Source organism: Pseudomonas sp. GD03875 (genome assembly GCF_029840585.1).
Lineage (GTDB): Bacteria > Pseudomonadota > Gammaproteobacteria > Pseudomonadales > Pseudomonadaceae > Aquipseudomonas > Aquipseudomonas paralcaligenes.
The window spans coordinates 1-17,798 of record NZ_JAOCCV010000044.1 but is presented as its reverse complement, the minus strand read 5'-3'; the positions used below and the strand labels follow the sequence as shown (position 1 = coordinate 17,798).

Here is a 17,798-nt window from a genome sequence, read left to right as displayed (position 1 = left end):
CGGCGCTAGATCTCCACCTGGGTGCCCAGCTCGATCACCCGGTTCAGCGGCAGCCGGAAGAAGCGCAGGTTGCTGTTGGCGTTGCGCAGCAGGAAGGCGAACAGCACCTCGCGCCAGCGCGCCATGCCGAAGCGCTTGCTGGCGACCACCGTTTCACGGCTGAGGAACCAGGTGGTGCTCATCGGGCTGAAGTCCAGTTCGTCCAGGTGGCACAGGCGCAGGGCCGCCGGCACGTCCGGTTCCTCCATGAAGCCGAAGTGCAGGATCACCCGGAAGAAGCCGTCGCCGTAAGCGTCCACCTCGAAGCGCCGTTCCGGCGCCACCCGGGGTTCGTCCTCGCTGGCGACGGTGAGCAGCACGACCTGCTCGTGCAGCACCTGGTTGTGCAGCAGGTTGTGCAACAGCGCGTGGGGCACGGCGTCTGAGCGCGCGGTGAGGAACACCGCAGTGCCGCGCACCCGGTGCGGCGGCTGGCCGCGCAGGCTGGAGATGAACACCGGCAGCGGCAGCGCGTTGTCGTCCAGGTGCTCGACCAGCATCTGCCGGCCGCGCTTCCAGGTGGTCATCAGGACGAACACCGCGAGCCCGGCAATCACCGGGAAGGCGCCGCCCTGGAAGATCTTCGGCACGTTGGCGGCGAAGAACAGCGCATCCACCAGAAAGAACGCCAGCAGCAGCGGCAGGGCGATCCAGCGCGGCACGTTCCACAGCAGCAGGACCACGGCCGCGGCCAGCAGGGTGGTGATCAGCATCGTGCCGGTCACCGCCACGCCGTAGGCCGAGGCCAGCGCGTCGGACGAGCCGAAGCCGATCACCAGCAGCACCACGGCTACCATCAGCGCCCAGTTCACCGCCGAGACGTAGATCTGCCCCTGCTCGGCGTCGGACGTGTGCTGGATGTGCATGCGCGGGATGTAGCCGAGCTGGATGGCCTGGCGGGTCAGCGAGAAGGCGCCGGAGATCACCGCCTGCGAGGCGATGATGGTGGCGAAGGTGGCCAGGCCCACCAGCGGCAACAGCGCCCAGGCCGGCGCCAGCAGGTAGAAGGGGTTGCGCGCGGCGGCAGGGTTTTCCAGCAGCATCGCGCCCTGGCCGAAGTAGTTCAGCACCAGGGCCGGCAGCACCAGCAGGAACCAGGCGCGGGCGATGGGCTTGCGGCCGAAGTGGCCCATGTCCGCGTACAGCGCCTCGGCGCCGGTCAGCGCCAGCACCACCGCGCCGAGGATGGCCACGCCGATGCCCGGGTGGGCGATGAAGAAGTGCACGCACCAGTAGGGGTTGAGCGCCTGCAGCACCTGCGGCTGATGGAGGACGCCGTACAGGCCCAGCGCGCCCAGGACGGCGAACCACGCCAGCATCACCGGCCCGAACAGGATGCCGATGCGCCCCGTGCCGTGCTTCTGGATCAGGAACAGTCCCACCAGCAGGATCAGCGCCAGCGGCACTACCCAGTGCTCCACGCCGTCCAGGGCGATCTCCAGGCCCTCCACCGCCGACAGCACCGAAATGGCCGGGGTGATCATGCTGTCGCCATAGAACAGCCCGGCGCCGAACAGGCCGAGCAGCACCAGCACCGTGCGCAGCCGTGGATGGGCGGCGGCCGCGCGGCGGGCGAGGGCCGTCAGCGCCATCACTCCGCCTTCGCCCTGGTTGTCCGCGCGCAGCACGAACAGCACGTACTTGACCGACACCACCCAGACCAGTGCCCAGAAGATCAGCGACAGCACCCCGAGCACCCCTTCGTGGTTCACCTGCACGCCGTAGCCGCCGTTGAACACCTCCTTGAGCGTGTACAGCGGGCTGGTACCGATGTCGCCATAGACCACCCCCACGGCGCCGACCAGCAGGCCGATGGAAGAAGAGGCATGGGTGGGCTTGGCGTGCTCGTCGGCGAGTACGGTCATGGACGGTTCCAGCGGAAGGAAGGGGACATGCGGGCAACGCGGGCCGGATCGCGGGCGCTTCGGCCGGCTCGCCCGGCAGAGCATAGATCAGTTGCCTGGGGCAATGGGCGGCTGCACGTCCACCCCAACTTCCCCGTCGTCCCCGCGAAGGCGGGGACCCAGGGACACGGTGTCTGGACCCACGCCTGGATTCCCGCTTTCACGGGAATGACGGAACTGCCTATCTACCTTGTCCGTGCAGGGTCTCCACCCAGGCCAACCGGGCGGAGCAATGGCTGTACGTACGCCAATGCCAATCCCCCGTCGTCCCCGCGAAGGTGGGGCCCCAGGAGCGCGGTGTCTGGACCCACGCATGGATTCCCGCTTTCGCGGGAATGACGGAACTGCCTATCTACCTTGTCCGTGCAGGGTCTCCACCCAGGCCAACTGGGCGGAGTAATGGCTGTACGTACGCCAATCCCAATCCCCTCGTCGTCCCCGCGAAGGCGGGGCCCCAGAGACGCGGTGTATCGACCTACACATGGCCCCCACCTTCACGCCAACGACGGAATCTCCCATCTACCTGTCCGTACACAGTCTTCATCCGATTGCCCCGATCAGTTGTCAGGCCAGGCTGTTCAAGCTCGTAGCCTGCCGCTAGAATTGCGCACTTTTTGATCAGAGGCGCCTGCCGAGCGCCCGTTTGAGGTTAGCCACCGATGTCCATCGCCACCCCGAAAGTCGGGTTCGTTTCGCTCGGATGCCCGAAAGCCACCGTCGACTCCGAACGCATCCTTACCCAGCTGCGCATGGAGGGCTACGAGATCGTGCCCACCTACGAGGACGCCGACGTGGTGGTGGTCAACACCTGCGGCTTCATCGACAGCGCCAAGGCCGAATCGCTGGACACCATCGGCGAGGCCATCGCCGAGAACGGCAAGGTGATCGTCACCGGCTGCATGGGCGTGTCCGAGAACGCCATCCGCGATGTGCACCCGAGCGTGCTGGCCGTCACCGGTCCGCAGCAGTACGAGCAGGTGGTCAACGCCGTGCACGAGGTGATCCCGCCGAGGGCTGACCACAACCCCTACGTCGATCTGGTGCCGCCGCAGGGCATCAAGCTCACCCCGCGCCATTACGCCTATCTGAAGATTTCCGAAGGCTGCAACCACAGCTGTGCCTTCTGCATCATCCCCTCCATGCGCGGCAGGCTGGTCAGCCGTCCGGTGGGCGACGTGCTGAGCGAGGCCCAGCGTCTGGTCAAGGCCGGGGTCAAGGAACTGCTGGTGATCAGCCAGGACACCAGCGCCTACGGCGTCGACCTCAAGTACAAGACCGACTTCTGGGAAGGCCAGCCGGTCAAGACCCGCATGAAGGAACTGTGCGAAGCGCTCTCCAGCATGGGCGTGTGGGTGCGCCTGCACTACGTCTACCCGTACCCGAACGTGGACGACGTGATCCCGCTGATGGCCGCCGGCAAGCTGCTGCCCTACCTGGACATCCCCTTCCAGCATGCCAGCCCGAAGGTGCTCAAGGCCATGAAGCGCCCGGCCTTCGAGGACAAGACTCTGGCCCGCATCAAGGCCTGGCGCGAGATCTGCCCGGAATTGACCATCCGCTCCACCTTCATCGTCGGCTTCCCCGGTGAGACCGAGGAAGACTTCCAGTACCTGCTCGACTGGCTGACCGAAGCCCAGCTCGACCGCGTCGGCTGCTTCCAGTACAGCCCGGTGGATGGCGCCCCGGCCAACGACCTCGGCCTGGAGCCGGTGCCGGACGATGTGAAGCAGGACCGCTGGGAGCGCTTCATGGCCCACCAGCAGGCGATCAGCGCCGCGCGCCTGCAGCGCAAGGTCGGCACCGAGATCGAAGTGCTGATCGACGAAGTCGACCACGAAGGCGCCGTGGGCCGCTCCTGGGCCGACGCCCCGGAGATCGACGGCAGCGTGTTCATCGACTCCACTGAAGTGAAGCCCGGCGACAAGGTGCGTGTGCGCGTGGTGGATGCGGACGAGTACGATCTCTGGGCCGAGTTGGTCTGAGTCATAGCCAGTGAAAAGCCCCGCTAGTGCGGGGCTTTTTTATGGCCCAATCAAATAATAATTGAATATCACCGAATTATTGCGGTTGAGTTCATTGTTTTAGATCAGGTGAGGCAGGTGTTCGATTTTCATAATATAGATGTGGCTTGCTGATGTGCGGTTGGTAACTTGCGAGCCTGATTTCGGGTGTCTACACTGGGGTGCGCAGAACGCACAGGGTATGAAAGTTATAGGCTGGGATGCTTTTCTGAAATATTAGTACAGGAAGTTATCCGCATGTCTGATGCTCTTCTGCTGTTTTGCTTCGAAGAATATCAGCAGCATCTGATCTGATGCTGATCGCAGTAATGACACATGGAGGCTAGTGCAATGAGAAAAAGTTTGATGGCGGCTTGTTTGCTGGGACTGTCAGTGACTGCATACGGCGATTCGGGGCCGGCCAATTATCTGATATCCAAGACCGAAGGCGCGAGCACGCCGATGATTAGTACATCATGGGGCGTATGGGACGGCATGATAGGCCTCGAATCCTATATGTCGCCCTATGCCACGCATGAGCTCGTATTCGAGTTCAAGTCGACCAACTATTTCTCTCCCGCGCCGATCAATGGCAATCCCAGGGACAACATCGGGCATTTCGCGGTGGGAGTTCGCGCGGGATACAGCGCCAATGGCCTCGAAGGGCGTGGCGTCATCATCGGCAACGTATCTGGCTATGGCGTATTTCCCAACTCGCCGTGCGGGCAGACAAGTCTGAAAAGCACGATTGCCATCGAGCACTATTACGGATATGCGGGTAATTGTGTATTTGGTCCATCGACACAAGGGCCTCTGCTTCAAGACGGTATCAAATACCGGGTGAGGGTCGTATCGAGTTATGGCGGGGTGCTGTTCCCGAATAACTACAGAACTGCGTACGATATATGGCAGGCCCAGCCCAATGGCAGCTGGTCGCACCTGACTGGTAAAAGCGTGATGGAGCCGGTAAATGGTCCTACCCCCCTGGGCAATGGGTACGTAACACCACCCATCGTTCCCCCTCTCGATTCTCAAGGCTTCTTTATGGCGGAGGTCTTCAGCTCGCATGCCTGGAGCGTTGAAGTGACCAATCTGGTCAGCAAGACTTGCAATAGCTTCACTCACTGCACGCAGTTCTAGGTTGTAGTTCAAGCAAGGCCTGTTTAGGCCTTGCTCTTTAAGATTGGTCACATTCAAGGTTAGCCACCGCGTGGCGACGGGCCAATCTCCTCGATGGCTTCGTCGCTTCCTGCCGGACTGCTCGCGCCTCGACTCAGTCGCGCCGAGAGCACCGTGGCCAGCAGGATCAGCGTGCCGCCGAGCAGCATCCGTGGGCCGGGCTGTTCGTTGAACAGCCACCAGGCGAAGACGATGCCGTAGACCGGCTCCAGGGCGAAGACCACGGAGGCGCTACGCGCATTGAGCACGCGCAGGCTGGCGACGAACAGGCTGTGCGCCAGCGCCGTGCAGAGCAGGCCGAGCAGGGCTATCCACAGCCAGTCGAGCGGGCGGACGTCGGGCAGGGCGGTCCAGGCCAGCGGCAGGGTGACCAGCATGATCGCCAGGTTCTGCCAGAGTGCGGCCTGGGCCGGCTTTACCCCGGCCGTGGTGGCGCGGTTGGACACCGACACCAGGGCGAACAGCAGGCCCGAGAACACCGCCCAGGCCAGGCCCAGGGTGGCGTCGCTGCCGAGGTCGAAGTGCGGCGTGACCAGCACCAGGCCGAGGCTGACCAGGGCCACCACGCCCCATTCGGCCAGGCGCACCTTCTCGCGGAACAGCAGGCCTTCCAACAGCACGGTGAAGGCGGGGAAGCTGGCGAAGCCGAGGGTAGCCACCGCCACGCCGGAAATCTTCACCGCGATGAAGAACGCCCACCAATGCCCGCCCAGCAGCAGGCCCGCCGCGGCCAGGGCCAGGCGGCGACGCCAGCTGAGCACGGCGGCCGGTTCGCCCAGGCGGGTGAATACCCCGAGCGCGGCGACGGCGAACAGCGCCCGGCCGAACACGATGACCAGCGGCGCGGCCAGGGCCAGTTTGCCGAAGATGCCGGACAGGCCGAAGAACAAGGCGCCCAGGTGCAGGGCGAAGAGGGCGGTGCGGTGCTGCATGGGGATTCCGGAAAGGTGGTGAAGATGTGGTGCGGGTCGCACCCGCCCTACGGGTCAGGCCAGTCGCGCGCCATTGGGCAGTGGCTTGTCGAAGCTGGCCAGTACGACCTTGCCGTCCTGGTCGTGGACGCCGGTGATCAGCACTTCTGAGCGTACCCCGGCGACCCGCTTGGGCGCGAAGTTGCACACGCACAGCACCTGGCGACCGATCAGTTCGTCGGTGTCGTAGTGGGCGGTGATCTGGGCGCTGGACATTTTCACGCCGAGTTCGCCGAGGTCCACTTCCAGCACGTAGGCCGGCTTGATCGCCTTCTCGTTGAGGCGCGCGCTGAGCAGGGTGCCGACGCGCAGTTCCACGCGCTCGAAGTCCTGCCATTCGATGGTCTGCATGTGGGCTCTCCTGAGGGGATCGGCAGAGTCTAGGCGCGTAAGCGCGTCCCGGTCTGTCGTGCGACTCGCTGGCTTTGTCGTGGAACTCGCGTCAGGCGTCGGCGCGAAGCTGGCGCGGTGTCAGGCCGAACTCGCGGACCAGCGCCGCGGTAAAGGCGCTCTGCGAGCCGTAGCCGACCCGCGCGGCGATCTCGCCCACCGGCAGCCGGCTGCCGAGCAGCAGCTCGCGGCCCTGGTGCAGACGACGCAGGCGCACATGATCCATCGGTGTCCGTCCCGTCTCGGCGAGGAAGCGGGCGTGGAAGCGGGCGGCCGAGAGGTCGCACAGCCGCGCCAGGTCGGCCACCTGCAGGGGATGGGCGCAATGGCGGTCGATGTAGGCATCGATGCGCGCCAGCGGCAGGCGGGCCTTATAAAGAGGAGGCGGAGCGGCGCTGGTCAGGCTCGCCAGCAGCAGGGCGGCGCCCTGCTGGCCGATCACATCGTCGTCGATGGGGCTGGCCGCCAGCCAGTTGACCAGTTGCCCCTGCGCCGGGTCGAGCCGGAGCCGGCCGGGGGTCTCCAGCAGTCGGCGCCCGGCGTCGGCATGGTGCCCTAGGCGTTGCTGCAGCCAGCCATCCATCGGCACGTCGAGCACCAGGCAGTGGCTGCCCCGGGGGCTGGCGCAGGTGTGATGGGCGCCGGGCGGTACCACCGCGAGGCTGAGGCTGGAAACCTGGCAGCCGCGGCCGTCCACCTCGAAGTCCAGCTGTCCGCTGAGGCCGAACACCAGCTGGGCGTGGTCGTGGCTGTGGGCGATCTGTTCATGGTGGTAGTGGCGCAGCGAGAGCAGCTGGGGCATGGCGGGCTCCTGATCGAACGGTCAGTGTACACGCCGCGTCGGCCTGCGCGCTGTCATGCAACGGTCACCCGCCGGTCATGGTCGCTTCACCGGTTGCGCGCACTCTCGGCTAAACCCAGCCGGAGGCCGCCCATGAGCATCGCCGAGCGCAGCAAGCCCAGCCGCAAGCAGCATGTCCGCACCTTGTGGATCTCTGATGTCCACCTCGGCACCCGGGATTGCCAGGCCGAGCGGCTGGCCGGGTTCCTCAAACGCTACCAGGCGGACCGGGTGTACCTGGTCGGCGACATCATCGACGGCTGGAAGCTGCGCGGCGGCATCTACTGGCCACAGGCGCATACCAACGTGATTCGCCGCCTGCTGACCATGAGCAAGCGCGGCACCGAGGTGATCTACGTCACCGGCAACCACGACGAATTCCTGCGCCGCTATTCGACGCTGATCCTTGGCAACATCCAGCTGGTGGACGAGGCCGAGCACTACACCGCCGATGGCCGGCGCCTGCTGGTGATCCACGGCGACCAGTTCGACGTGATCACCCGCTACCACCGCTGGCTGGCCTTCCTCGGCGACTCGGCCTACGAGTTCACCCTGACCCTCAACCGCTGGCTCAACCACTGGCGCGAGCGCTGGGGCTACGGCTACTGGTCGCTGTCGGCCTACCTCAAGCACAAGGTCAAGACGGCGGTGAACTTCATCAGCGACTTCGAGGAAGCCATCGCCCACGAGTGCGTCAAGCGCGGTTTCGACGGCGTGGTCTGCGGGCACATCCACCATGCGGAGATCCGCCGGGTCGGCGCTGTGGAGTACATGAACTGCGGCGACTGGGTGGAGTCCTGCTCGGCGCTGATCGAGCACCTCGACGGCAGCATCCAGCTGTACCGGCTGGCCGAGGACCAGACGCAGGCGACCGAGGTGGCGACCGTCGGGCAGGCGGCATGAGGATTCTCGTCGTCAGCGATGCCTGGGCGCCGCAGGTCAACGGCGTGGTCACCAGCCTGCAGGCGCTGGTGCGGGAACTGCGTGGCCTGGGGCATCTGGTCAAGGTGCTGTCGCCACAGGAATTCAACCACGTGCCCTGTCCGAGCTACCCGGAGATTCCCCTGGCCTGGGACCTGTGGCGGGTAGGCCCGGCGATCCGCGACTTCCGCCCGGACTGCGTGCATCTGGCGACCGAGGGCCCGCTCGGCTGGGCCGCCCGGCGCTGGCTGAAGCGGCGCGGGCTGGCCTTCTCCAGCGCGATCCACACGCGCTTTCCCGAATACGTGCACACCCGCTGGCCGCGCATTCCGCTGGCCTGGGGCTATGCCTTCCTGCGCCGCTTCCACCGCCCCAGCGAGGCGGTGCTGGTGAGCACCGAGCGATTGCGCGACGAGTTCGCCACGTGGGGCCTCGGCCGGCTGCACCTGTGGCGCAAGGGTGTGGACACGAAGCTGTTCCGCCCGCAGGGCGAGGCGCCGGTCGGGCCGGTGTTCCTCTATGTCGGCCGCCTGGCGGCGGAAAAGAACCTGCGCGCCTTCCTCGATCTGGATCTGCCGGGCGAGAAGCGGGTGGTGGGCGATGGCCCCGAGCGGGCCGTGCTGGAGCGCGACTATCCCGAGGCACGCTTTCTCGGCTTCCAGCAGGGTGAGACGCTGGCGCGGTCCTTCGCCAGCGCCAGCGTGCTGGTGTTTCCCTCGCGCACCGATACATACGGGCTGGTGATGCTGGAGGCCCTGGCCTGCGGCACGCCGGTGGCCGCCTTCCCGGTGACCGGGCCGCTGGACGTGCTGGAGGCTGGGGTAACGGGGATCATGGACGAAAGCCTGGAGCGTGCCTGCCTGGGCGCCTTGCGGCTGGACCGGGCGCAGTGCGCCGAGCGCGCGGCGCGACAGTCGTGGCGGGCCTCGGCGCTGGAGTTCCTGGCCTGCCAGCCGTTGGTGGATGGCACAGAGATTCGCGTGGAAGCGCCGCAGGCGCTGCCGATGTCCGTGTAGGACGAGCGCACCGCCGGCTCCAATTAAAAGGCTATGTCCACGTTAGTTGTAGGTGGCTTAATCCTGCTTTTGTAGGAGCGGCTGGGCGGAATTCCGATTGGCCGCGAAATTCGCGGATAAATCCGCTCCCACAAGGCGTGCAGCAACTGGCGGGGACATATAGCCAATAAAAAGGCCCGCATTCAGCGGGCCTTTTTGCACTCTACGAACTCAGCGTTCCAAGTGCTGCAGCTTGTCCTTCACGCCGTCCCATTCCTCGGCGTCCGACAGTGCATCCTTCTTCTCGGTGATGTTCGGCCAGACTTCCGCCAGCTCGGCGTTCAGCTCGATGAATTCCTGCATGCCGTCCGGCACCTCGTCCTCGGAGAAGATCGCCTGGGCGGGGCATTCCGGCTCGCACAGGGCGCAGTCGATGCACTCGTCCGGGTGGATCACCAGGAAGTTCGGGCCTTCGTAGAAACAGTCCACCGGGCAGACTTCCACGCAGTCGGTGTATTTGCATTTGATGCAGTTGTCGGTAACGACGAAGGTCATGCTGATTCTCTCCTCGTGCGGCGGCGCTGGGCCCCGTCTGCGCAGGGTTTGCAGGCGCTCGATATAGGCCGCGGCTCAGGCTGTAAACCGGGCAGTCATAAAAATGCGCGCGATTCTATCAGCTTGAGCCGCTTCGCGTTAGACCCGCGCCTTCCATGCATAGACCAGCTCCAGCGCGCGGCGCGGGGTGAGATCGTCCGGGGCCAGCCGGCTCAGCTCCTCCAGCACAGGATGCGGCAGCGTGGCGAACAGGTCGCTCTGCAAGGGTGCGGCGATTTGTCCCGGCTCGTGGCGGGGCGCGTCGTGGGGCAGGCTGGTGGTTTCCAGCCGGGCGAGGTGCTGGCGCGCACGCTGGATCACCGGCCCCGGCACGCCGGCCAGTTGTGCCACCGCCAGGCCGTAGCTCTGGCTGGCCGGGCCGGGCAGCACGTGGTGGAGGAACACGATGCGTTCGTTGTGCTCGGTGGCGTTGAGGTGCACGTTGGCCGCCACCGGCTCGCTTTCCGGCAGCACGGTCAGCTCGAAGTAGTGGGTGGCGAACAGCGTCCAGGCGCGCAGCTGGGCCAGGTGCTCGGCGGCCGACCAGGCCAGCGACAGGCCATCGAAGGTGCTGGTGCCACGGCCCACTTCGTCCATCAGCACCAGGCTGCGGTCGGTGGCGTTGTGCAGGATGTTGGCGGTCTCGCTCATCTCCACCATGAAGGTGGAACGGCCGCCGGCCAGGTCGTCGCTGGAGCCGATGCGGGTGAAGATGCGGTCGACCAGCGACAGCTCGCAACTGGCCGCCGGCACGTAGCTGCCGATGTGGGCGAGCAGTACGATCAGCGCAGTCTGGCGCATGTAGGTGGACTTACCGCCCATGTTCGGGCCGGTGATGATCAGCATACGGGTGTTGTCGTCCAGCCCCAGGTCGTTGGCCACGAAGGGCGTTTCCAGCACCTGCTCGACCACCGGATGTCGGCCCTGCTCGATGCGCATGCAGGGCTCCTCGACGAAGCGCGGGCGGTTGAGGTCGAGGTTCAGCGCGCGCTCGGCCAGGTTGGCCAGAACGTCCAGTTCGGCCAGGGCGCTGGCGGTGTCCTGCAGTGGTGCCAACTGGGCGATGAGGATTTCCAGCAGCTCCTCATACAGCTGTTTCTCGCGGGCCAGGGCGCGGCTCTTGGCCGACAGCGCCTTGTCCTCGAAGGTCTTCAGCTCCGGTGTGATGAAGCGCTCGGCACCTTTCAGGGTCTGCCGGCGGATGTAGTCGGCAGGGGCCGATTCGGCCTGCTTGCTGGGTAGCTCGATAAAGTAGCCGTGCACGCGGTTGTAGCCGACCTTGAGGTTGGCCAGGCCGGTACGCGCCTTCTCCCGCGCCTCCAGGTCCATCAGGTACTGACCGGCGTTCTCGCTGATCGACTGCAGCTCGTCCAGCTCGGCGTCGTAGCCGGTCTTCAGCACGCCGCCGTCGCGGATCACCGCCGGCGGGTTGTCGATGATGGCGCGTTGCAGCAGATCGGCCAGTTCCGGGTAGGTGCGGATGTTCACCGCCAGCTCGGCCAGATGCGGGGTGTCCAGTTCGGACATCGCGCCCTGCAGCTGCGGCAGCGCGGCGAGGGCGTCGCGCAGGCGTGCCAGATCACGTGGGCGGGCGTTGCGCAGGCCGATACGGGCGAGGATGCGCTCGACGTCGCCGATGTCCTTGAGCTGGGGCTGCAGCAGTTCGAAGCGGTAGCGGTCGAGCAGGCAGGCGATGGCTTCCTGGCGTCCTTCCAGCACGGTGCGGTCGCGCAGCGGACGATTCAGCCAGCGGGTCAGCAGGCGCGAGCCCATGGCAGTCTGGCAGCGGTCGACCACCGATTGCAGGGTGTTGTCGCGTCCGCCGGAGAGATTGGTGTCCAGCTCTAGATTGCGGCGGCTGGCGCCGTCGAGGATGACGGTGTCGTCCAGGCGCTCGTGGCGCAGGTTGCGTAGGTGGGGCAGGGCGGTGCGCTGGGTTTCCTTGGCGTAGACCAGCAGGCAGCCGGCGGCGCCGATGGCCAGGGTCAGGCCTTCGCAGCCGAAGCCCTTGAGGTCCTGGGTGCCGAACTGCTGGCACAGGCTCTTGCGTGCGCTGTCGCGCTCGAAATCCCAGGGCGCGCGACGGCGCACACCGCGGCGCTTTTCTATGGGCAGGCCCTGGGGCCAGTCGTCGGGGATCAGCAGCTCGGCGGGGCTCAGGCGCTCCAGTTCGGCCAGGAGATTTTCCCAGCCTTTCAGCTCCTGCACGCTGAAACGGCCGCTGGTGATGTCGAGCATGGCCAGGCCGAACAACTTCTCGTCACCCAGGATGGCGCCGACCAGATTGTCGCGGCGCTCGTCGAGGAAGGCCTCGTCGCTGATGGTGCCGGGGGTGATGATGCGCACCACTTGGCGTTCCACCGGCCCTTTGCTGGTGGCCGGATCGCCGATCTGTTCGCAGATCGCCACCGCCTCGCCGAACTTCACCAGGCGCGCCAGGTAGCCTTCGGCCGAGTGGAAGGGAATGCCGGCCATGGGGATGGCCTGGCCGGCGGACTGGCCGCGGGCGGTGAGGGTGATGTCGAGCAGGGCGGCCGCCTTCTTGGCGTCCTCGTAGAACAGCTCGTAGAAGTCGCCCATGCGGTAGAACATCAGCAGGTCCGGATGCTGGTTCTTCAGCCTCCAGTACTGCTGCATCATCGGGGTGTGGGCGGAGAGATCAGAGTTTTCCTTGGCCATCAGTCGCTTACAGAAATCCGTGAAAGTGGTGGGGCAGGCATTGGCGGCGCTGGTGCCTGGAGGATGCCCGCATGGCGATGGCGAAGATTATCACGCCCCACCGGGCGTCAGCAGATGAACGGTTGTGTTCCGTGCTTCAGACCGCAGCGGTCATTTATGGCGCAGGAGGGCGGCATTCTCGGCCGCCATATAAGGCGTTTCGCTTGTCTGGGGCGGGGTTTCGAGACGGTGGTACAGCCCGACAGATGGTCCTGGGCTTTGTGAACCATTTATCAATCCGGCGTCCAACAGGGGGTGGTTAAGGACGATCCTAAAGTGACGTGATTGGGGTCGGCCTATCGAGCGGTGGGTCGGCCACTTTTTATGGACGACTCCGCGATCTCAGTCGTGATGGATGTTCCCCTTCTTCCTCTGAATACCTTCCCAATCCTGTTTCATCGCGCGCTGCACCGTCGTGGTGTTGCGAACGACATCCGAATAATCCGTGATCCGACTGAAATCGTCGCAGCCCGTGGTGTAGGGTTGGCGCTCCCGTCCGCTTACCGGAGAGCCCATGGACCCCATCACCCGCCAGGCCGAGATGCTGGGTGCGCAGCTCCTGCGCCTGAAGGCCCAGGTCAGCACCGCCGAGTCCTGCACCGGCGGCGGCATCGCCGAGGCCATCACCCGCATCGCCGGTAGCTCCGCCTGGTTCGAGGCTGGCTATGTCACCTATTCCAATGCGCAGAAGTCCGCTCAGCTGGGCGTGCCCGAAGAGCTGTTTCCACGGGTGGGAGCCGTCAGCCGCGAGGTAGTCGAGGCGATGGCCCGGGGGGCGCAAAGCCGCAGCGGGGCGCGTTTCTCCGTGGCGGTGAGCGGTATCGCGGGGCCGGGGGGCGGTTCGGCGAAAAAGCCGGTCGGCACCGTCTGGCTGGCCTGGGCCGACGGCGAGCGGCGCTTCGCCGAGCGCTGTCTGTTCACCGGTGATCGCGAGTCGGTGCGTCGGCAGACGGTGCAACGGGCGCTGGACGGACTGCTCCGACTGACGGCGGGAGAAAATCCCCTGCAGGGGTAGGCGACTGACTTGCCTTGTGGAATACTACTGTCTACTTATACAGTTGTTGGCGAGCGACAGGCTCCCTTTGATCACGTGAGGATGGAAATGGACGAGAACAAGAAGCGCGCGTTGGCGGCTGCCCTGGGCCAGATCGAGAAGCAGTTCGGCAAGGGTGCCGTGATGCGCATGGGCGACCACGAGCGTCAGGCCATCCCGGCCATTTCCACCGGCTCTCTCGGCCTCGACATCGCGCTCGGCATTGGTGGCCTGCCGAAGGGCCGTATCGTAGAGATCTACGGTCCGGAATCCTCCGGCAAGACCACCCTGACCCTGTCGGTGATCGCCGAAGCGCAGAAGGCTGGTGCCACTTGCGCCTTCGTCGATGCCGAACACGCACTGGACCCGGACTACGCCGGCAAGCTGGGCGTCAACGTCGACGACCTGCTGGTGTCTCAACCGGACACCGGCGAGCAGGCCCTGGAAATCACCGACATGCTGGTGCGCTCCAACGCGGTGGATGTGATCATCGTCGACTCCGTGGCGGCCCTGGTGCCCAAGGCCGAGATCGAGGGTGAGATGGGCGATGCCCACGTCGGCCTGCAGGCCCGCCTGATGAGCCAGGCGCTGCGCAAGATCACCGGCAATATCAAGAACGCCAACTGCCTGGTCATCTTCATCAACCAGATCCGCATGAAGATCGGCGTGATGTTCGGCAACCCGGAAACCACCACTGGCGGCAACGCCCTCAAGTTCTACGCCTCCGTGCGCCTGGACATCCGCCGTACCGGCGCGGTGAAGGAAGGCGACGAGGTGGTTGGCAGCGAGACCCGCGTCAAGGTGGTGAAGAACAAAGTGGCCCCGCCGTTCCGCCAGGCCGAATTCCAGATCATGTACGGCAAGGGCATCTACCGTACCGGCGAGATCATCGACCTGGGCGTGCAGCTCGGCCTGGTGGAGAAGTCGGGCGCCTGGTACAGCTACCAGAGCAACAAGATCGGTCAGGGCAAGGCGAATGCCGCCAAGTACCTGGAAGACAATCCGGAAATCGGCGGCGCCATCGAGAAGATCATCCGCGACAAGCTGCTGGTGTCTAGTTCCGCTGGTCGCACGGTCGAGGAAAACGAGGACGACCTCGTCGAAGCCGGCTCCTGATCATAGGCGCTGAAACGTGACCGGCATGCTCGATACCCCGGTTGCTGTGCGCCGCGCTGCGATGGACCTGCTGGCCCGGCGCGAGCATGGCCGGGTCGAGCTGAGCCGCAAACTGCGCCAGCGCGGCGCCTCGCAGGAACTGATCGACGGCGCCCTCGACCAACTGGCGGCAGAGGGGCTGCTGTCGGAGGCTCGTTACCTGGAGAGCTTCGTCGCGAGCCGCGGCCGTGCCGGATACGGTCCTGCACGGATACGCGAAGAGCTGGCCCAGCGTGGCCTGCCCAGGCCCGATATCGAACAGGCGCTCGGCGAGGCAGGCATCGACTGGGGCGAGCAATTGCGAGAGTTGTGGTTGCGCAGGTTCTCCGGTCAGTTGCCGGCGGACATGCGCGAGAAGGCCAGGCAGGCGCGTTTCCTGGCCTACCGAGGTTTTTCCCAGGAACAGATCGGCCGCCTGTTGCGCGGTGCCAGCCTGGACTGATTTCCCCTTGAGCCCGGAGCGTTCCCCTCTCCGGGCTCCGTTTTTTCTGGCGCCTGTGTCTGATCGGTCAGGCGCCGGTGTGCGGAGTCCTCAACCGTTCCGCGCCCAGTTCTGCGGCAGGTTGATGAAGTCCACCAGTTCGCGCAGGCGGCCGTAGTGGCGGGCGTTGAACTGGAACCTCAGCCGGTGCAGGTCGAACAGCTCCGGTTCGTCGCGCTCTTTTTCATGGGCCGCCTCTTGTCGATAGCCACCGCTCAGGCACAGGTCGGCGAATTCCTGGTGCAGTGTGGCCATGGCCGCCTCGTTGAGCGGGTGGTTCATGCGGATCGCGAACAAATCCTTGAGCCAGCGCGAGGAGTGGTAATTGCGATAGAAGCGGGCGATCTCCTGGCCGGCCTCTTCGGCGCTGTGCACCAGGCGCACCAGCTGCATGTCGCTGGGCAGTATGTAGTGGCGGTCCTGCAGCTGTTCGCGGATCAGCTGCAGGAACTTCTCCCAGTAGTCGCTGCCGGGCTCGTCGAGCAGGACGATGGGCACCAGCGGGCTCTTGCCGGTCTGCACCAGCGTCATCACTTCCAGCGCCTCGTCGAGTGTGCCGAAACCGCCCGGGCAGAGCACCAGGGCATCGGCTTCCTTGACGAAGAACAGCTTGCGCAGGAAGAAGAAATGGAACGACAGCAGGTTGGCGGTGCCCTGCACGGTGGCATTGGCGCCCTGCTCGAAGGGCAGGGTGATGTTGAAGCCCAGGCTGTTCTCCAGCCCGGCGCCTTCGTGGGCTGCGGCCATCACGCCGCCGCCGGCACCGGTGATCACCATCAGGTCGAGATGAGCGAGGGTACGGCCGAGTTCGCGGGCCAGGTCGTACACGGGATGATCGGTCGGCGTGCGGGCGGAGCCGAACACCGTGACCTTGCGCCGGCGCTTGAACTGTTCGAGGGTGCCGAAGGCCAGCTCCATCTCGCGCAGCGTCTGCAGCATGATCTTGGCGTCCCAGCGATTGCGGTCGGCCTGGGCCATGCGGATCACGGTGGTGAGCATTTCCTGGTACAGCGGCAGGTTCGGGCTGGCCGTGGGAACCACCAGGGAAACCAGTTCCTCCACCTTGCTGGTCAGGTCGACGCCGCTGGTATGAAAGTGCCGGGACAGGTAATCGTCCGATTCATAAGGCATGAAGATCTCCTTCTGCTGACGGCGCTGCCGCCATTTCCCGCAGCGCCGGGCCTCAGGGGAGAGTATGACCCGACCGGTGACGCTTTGGCGGTCGAACGCGCGCTCCCTGGTTGACCCAGGTCATGCGACGGGAATTACAAGGAGATCAGGAGTATGGAGAGGCTGGCAGGGCAGGGTAGCTACAGGCCGCAGTCGGCCTTGGCGAAGCGCTCGGTGATGATCGGCAGGTTGCTCTTGTACTCGCTGAACTGGTAGCGCAGTACGGCACCGCTGGCCAGTAGCCGGCGGTAGCCGGTGTTCTTGCAGACACTGGCCGCCAGTTGGTTGCGCACACTGTCGGGATTGCCGCGCATCTGTGCGGCGTGGGCGGGACGCACACTCAGGTGGTTGATCAGTTCATTGCCTTCTACCGTATAGCCCTGGTCGAGAATATCCTCGTTGATCGCGCGCGGCGTGCCGACGCTGCTCTCCTTCGCGACCTGTTCGAGCATCCGGGTCAGCTCGTGCTCCTGCAGCGAAGCGGCCTGGGCGGCTGGCAGGAAGGCGGCGAGGGCGAACAGGGCGATGAGGCGGGACATGGCGATCTCCAGATGAACGATGCTGCCTTCGACCGGCGTGCCGGGTGCGGGTTCAGCAGGTCTCCATCTTACTCCTGGCCCGTGGCGAGGGTAGACTGCGCGCGTTTCCCCTGGAGTCGATCATGAGCCATGCCGTCGCCCGCCTGCGCGCCGAGCGCCTGGCGCGCAGCCTGAAACCTTTCGTGTCCCGCGGCTCACGTGCCGAGCGCTGCCCGGGATGCCGGGTGATCCCCAGCTATTGCCTGTGCGCTTGGCGGCCGAAGGTCGAAGTGCAGGCCGGCGTGTGTCTGCTGATGTACGACGTGGAGGCGCTGAAGCCTAGCAACACCGGTTGGCTGATCGCCGATCTGGTCGCCGACACCCATGCCTTCGGCTGGCAGCGCACCGCCGTCGACCCGCGTCTGCTGGAGTTGCTGGACGATCCGCAATATGTGCCCTGCGTGGTGTTTCCCGGCGAGTACGCCGAGCCCGGGCGGGTGGTCGAGGAGTTGCCGCTGCTGCCGTCCGGCAAGCGGCCGCTGTTCATCCTGCTCGACGCCACCTGGACCGAGGCGCGCAAGATGTTCCGCAAGAGCCCCTATCTGAACCGCTTTCCCGTGCTCAGCCTGAAGCCGGAGCAGCTCTCGCGCTATCGCCTGCGTCGCTCGAAGCGCGACGAGCATCTGTGTACCGCCGAGGTCGCGGCCCTGTGTCTCGAACTGGCCGGCGAGAGCCACGCGGCAGAGGCGCTGGACGCCTGGTTGGACCTGTTCACCGAGCGCTACCTGAGTGCCAAGCACCGCTGGGTGCTGGATGAGCATAGTGCGGCGCATGTGGCGCTCGGGCCCTTCCTGTAGGTATCGATTCACTGCGTGTTGGGGAAAACTCC

The 17,798-nt window shown here is 65.4% G+C and carries 16 protein-coding genes; 8 read left to right on the top strand and 8 right to left on the bottom strand.

Annotation, left to right across the window (positions count from 1 at the left end; all coding sequences use genetic code 11):
• Positions 1-5: 5 nt before the first annotated feature.
• The gene (locus N5D30_RS24220; protein WP_279911027.1) at positions 6-1,904 is read right to left on the bottom strand and encodes a potassium transporter Kup; all 1,899 of its coding nucleotides are present in this window, start codon (positions 1,902-1,904) and stop codon (positions 6-8) included.
• 698 nt (positions 1,905-2,602) lie between these two features.
• Between N5D30_RS24220 and rimO the strand changes: the two genes are divergently transcribed.
• Together rimO and N5D30_RS24210 are read left to right on the top strand one after the other, a co-directional pair.
• On the top strand, positions 2,603-3,925 hold the full coding sequence (gene rimO, locus N5D30_RS24215; RefSeq protein WP_279911026.1) for a 30S ribosomal protein S12 methylthiotransferase RimO: 1,323 nt from the start codon (positions 2,603-2,605) through the stop codon (positions 3,923-3,925).
• Positions 3,926-4,294: 369 nt separating this feature from the next.
• The gene (locus tag N5D30_RS24210) at positions 4,295-5,083 is read left to right on the top strand and encodes a hypothetical protein (RefSeq protein ID WP_279911025.1); all 789 of its coding nucleotides are present in this window, start codon (positions 4,295-4,297) and stop codon (positions 5,081-5,083) included.
• 59 nt (positions 5,084-5,142) lie between these two features.
• Here the strand turns inward: N5D30_RS24210 and N5D30_RS24205 are convergent, their stop codons facing one another.
• The 3 genes from N5D30_RS24205 to N5D30_RS24195 form a co-directional block, all read right to left on the bottom strand.
• Entirely contained in the window at positions 5,143-6,054 is a 912-nt protein-coding gene (locus N5D30_RS24205) for a DMT family transporter (RefSeq protein WP_279911024.1), read from the bottom strand.
• Positions 6,055-6,108: 54 nt separating this feature from the next.
• Positions 6,109-6,444: a tRNA-binding protein gene (locus N5D30_RS24200; protein ID WP_279911023.1), complete on the bottom strand. Its 336-nt coding sequence runs from the start codon at positions 6,442-6,444 to the stop codon at positions 6,109-6,111.
• A 91-nt stretch (positions 6,445-6,535) separates the two neighbouring features.
• Positions 6,536-7,285 carry an AraC family transcriptional regulator gene (locus tag N5D30_RS24195; RefSeq protein ID WP_279911022.1) on the bottom strand — a complete coding sequence of 250 codons (750 nt, stop codon included), beginning with the start codon at positions 7,283-7,285 and terminating at the stop codon, positions 6,536-6,538.
• Between the two features lie 132 nt (positions 7,286-7,417).
• Here N5D30_RS24195 and N5D30_RS24190 point away from each other — a divergent pair, with 132 nt between their 5' ends.
• Both N5D30_RS24190 and N5D30_RS24185 read left to right on the top strand, forming a co-directional pair.
• Positions 7,418-8,227, top strand: a complete 810-nt coding sequence (locus N5D30_RS24190) for a UDP-2,3-diacylglucosamine diphosphatase (protein WP_220814320.1) — start codon at positions 7,418-7,420, stop codon at positions 8,225-8,227.
• The gene (locus N5D30_RS24185; protein ID WP_279911021.1) at positions 8,224-9,261 is read left to right on the top strand and encodes a glycosyltransferase family 1 protein; all 1,038 of its coding nucleotides are present in this window, start codon (positions 8,224-8,226) and stop codon (positions 9,259-9,261) included. Before N5D30_RS24190 ends, N5D30_RS24185 begins: the two co-directional genes overlap by 4 nt.
• A gap of 210 nt (positions 9,262-9,471) precedes the next feature.
• Here the strand turns inward: N5D30_RS24185 and fdxA are convergent, their stop codons facing one another.
• Entirely contained in the window at positions 9,472-9,795 is a 324-nt protein-coding gene (fdxA, locus tag N5D30_RS24180) for a ferredoxin FdxA (RefSeq protein ID WP_220814322.1), read from the bottom strand.
• A gap of 138 nt (positions 9,796-9,933) precedes the next feature.
• On the bottom strand, positions 9,934-12,513 hold the full coding sequence (gene mutS / locus N5D30_RS24175) for a DNA mismatch repair protein MutS (protein ID WP_279911019.1): 2,580 nt from the start codon (positions 12,511-12,513) through the stop codon (positions 9,934-9,936).
• Between the two features lie 553 nt (positions 12,514-13,066).
• Between mutS and N5D30_RS24170 the strand changes: the two genes are divergently transcribed.
• The 3 genes from N5D30_RS24170 to recX all read left to right on the top strand — a co-directional run bounded on the left by N5D30_RS24170 (position 13,067) and on the right by recX (position 15,182).
• Positions 13,067-13,567 carry a CinA family protein gene (locus tag N5D30_RS24170; protein ID WP_279911018.1) on the top strand — a complete coding sequence of 167 codons (501 nt, stop codon included), beginning with the start codon at positions 13,067-13,069 and terminating at the stop codon, positions 13,565-13,567.
• An 87-nt stretch (positions 13,568-13,654) separates the two neighbouring features.
• Positions 13,655-14,701: a recombinase RecA gene (recA, locus tag N5D30_RS24165; protein WP_220814394.1), complete on the top strand. Its 1,047-nt coding sequence runs from the start codon at positions 13,655-13,657 to the stop codon at positions 14,699-14,701.
• Between the two features lie 16 nt (positions 14,702-14,717).
• Complete coding sequence (gene recX, locus N5D30_RS24160) at positions 14,718-15,182, top strand: recombination regulator RecX (protein WP_220814395.1); 465 nt, start codon at positions 14,718-14,720, stop codon at positions 15,180-15,182.
• Positions 15,183-15,272: 90 nt separating this feature from the next.
• Here the strand turns inward: recX and N5D30_RS24155 are convergent, their stop codons facing one another.
• Entirely contained in the window at positions 15,273-16,352 is a 1,080-nt protein-coding gene (locus N5D30_RS24155; RefSeq protein WP_279911016.1) for an LOG family protein, read from the bottom strand.
• Positions 16,353-16,531: 179 nt separating this feature from the next.
• Positions 16,532-16,930, bottom strand: a complete 399-nt coding sequence (locus N5D30_RS24150) for a quorum-sensing-regulated virulence factor family protein (RefSeq protein WP_279905011.1) — start codon at positions 16,928-16,930, stop codon at positions 16,532-16,534.
• 122 nt (positions 16,931-17,052) lie between these two features.
• Here N5D30_RS24150 and N5D30_RS24145 point away from each other — a divergent pair, with 122 nt between their 5' ends.
• A complete protein-coding gene (locus N5D30_RS24145; RefSeq protein ID WP_279911014.1) occupies positions 17,053-17,766 on the top strand; it encodes a DTW domain-containing protein in 714 nt (237 codons plus the stop codon).
• Positions 17,767-17,798: the final 32 nt, after the last annotated feature.

What these genes read in the sequence shown, in the direction of transcription:
- recA (WP_220814394.1), top strand. Translation starts at nt 13,655, where the DNA reads ATGGACGAGAACAAGAAGCGCGCGTTGGCGGCTGCCCTGGGCCAGATC.
- fdxA (WP_220814322.1), bottom strand. Translation starts at nt 9,795, where the DNA reads ATGACCTTCGTCGTTACCGACAACTGCATCAAATGCAAATACACCGAC.
- N5D30_RS24170 (WP_279911018.1), top strand. Translation starts at nt 13,067, where the DNA reads ATGGACCCCATCACCCGCCAGGCCGAGATGCTGGGTGCGCAGCTCCTG.
- N5D30_RS24220 (WP_279911027.1), bottom strand. Translation starts at nt 1,904, where the DNA reads ATGACCGTACTCGCCGACGAGCACGCCAAGCCCACCCATGCCTCTTCT.
- N5D30_RS24185 (WP_279911021.1), top strand. Translation starts at nt 8,224, where the DNA reads ATGAGGATTCTCGTCGTCAGCGATGCCTGGGCGCCGCAGGTCAACGGC.
- N5D30_RS24195 (WP_279911022.1), bottom strand. Translation starts at nt 7,285, where the DNA reads ATGCCCCAGCTGCTCTCGCTGCGCCACTACCACCATGAACAGATCGCC.
- N5D30_RS24200 (WP_279911023.1), bottom strand. Translation starts at nt 6,444, where the DNA reads ATGCAGACCATCGAATGGCAGGACTTCGAGCGCGTGGAACTGCGCGTC.
- N5D30_RS24210 (WP_279911025.1), top strand. Translation starts at nt 4,295, where the DNA reads ATGAGAAAAAGTTTGATGGCGGCTTGTTTGCTGGGACTGTCAGTGACT.
- N5D30_RS24155 (WP_279911016.1), bottom strand. Translation starts at nt 16,352, where the DNA reads ATGCCTTATGAATCGGACGATTACCTGTCCCGGCACTTTCATACCAGC.
- N5D30_RS24190 (WP_220814320.1), top strand. Translation starts at nt 7,418, where the DNA reads ATGAGCATCGCCGAGCGCAGCAAGCCCAGCCGCAAGCAGCATGTCCGC.
- N5D30_RS24205 (WP_279911024.1), bottom strand. Translation starts at nt 6,054, where the DNA reads ATGCAGCACCGCACCGCCCTCTTCGCCCTGCACCTGGGCGCCTTGTTC.
- mutS (WP_279911019.1), bottom strand. Translation starts at nt 12,513, where the DNA reads ATGGCCAAGGAAAACTCTGATCTCTCCGCCCACACCCCGATGATGCAG.
- rimO (WP_279911026.1), top strand. Translation starts at nt 2,603, where the DNA reads ATGTCCATCGCCACCCCGAAAGTCGGGTTCGTTTCGCTCGGATGCCCG.
- N5D30_RS24145 (WP_279911014.1), top strand. Translation starts at nt 17,053, where the DNA reads ATGAGCCATGCCGTCGCCCGCCTGCGCGCCGAGCGCCTGGCGCGCAGC.
- N5D30_RS24150 (WP_279905011.1), bottom strand. Translation starts at nt 16,930, where the DNA reads ATGTCCCGCCTCATCGCCCTGTTCGCCCTCGCCGCCTTCCTGCCAGCC.